Genomic DNA, 390 nt, shown 5'->3' with positions numbered 1-390 from the left:
TCGCCCTGCTCGAAGGCGAAGGCCCAGAAAAAGCCACACCGTTCTACTACCACCTCGACCACCTCGGCACGCCCCAGGAACTGACCAGTCATCAAGGCGAAGTGGTTTGGGCGGCGCGCTACAACGGCTATGGCAAACTCACCGAACTGCGCCACGGCAACGGCCCGAGACTGCATCAACCGCTGCGTTTTCAAGGGCAATACCACGACCGGGAAAGCGGCCTGCACTACAACCGGCACCGGTACTACAATCCGGAGACGGGACGGTATCTCACACCCGACCCGAGCAAGCTCAAGGGTGGGCTCAACGGGTATCGGTACACCCTGAACCCGACGGGGTGGGTGGATCCGTTGGGGTTGGAAACTTGCCCGGGCGATGGGTGTAAAAAGC

At 61.3% G+C, this 390-nt stretch carries 1 protein-coding gene; it reads left to right on the top strand.

Annotation, left to right across the window (positions count from 1 at the left end; translation table 11 throughout):
* A partial coding sequence (locus tag HU806_RS26290; protein WP_186615817.1) for an RHS repeat-associated core domain-containing protein occupies positions 1 to 390 on the top strand: 390 nt, incomplete at both ends.

It is taken from the genome of Pseudomonas sp. SWRI154, assembly GCF_014268645.1.
GTDB classification, from domain to species: Bacteria; Pseudomonadota; Gammaproteobacteria; order Pseudomonadales; family Pseudomonadaceae; genus Aquipseudomonas; species Aquipseudomonas marvdashtae.
The sequence above is the reverse complement of the archived record's forward strand: the minus strand, read 5'-3'. Positions and strand labels throughout refer to the sequence as shown.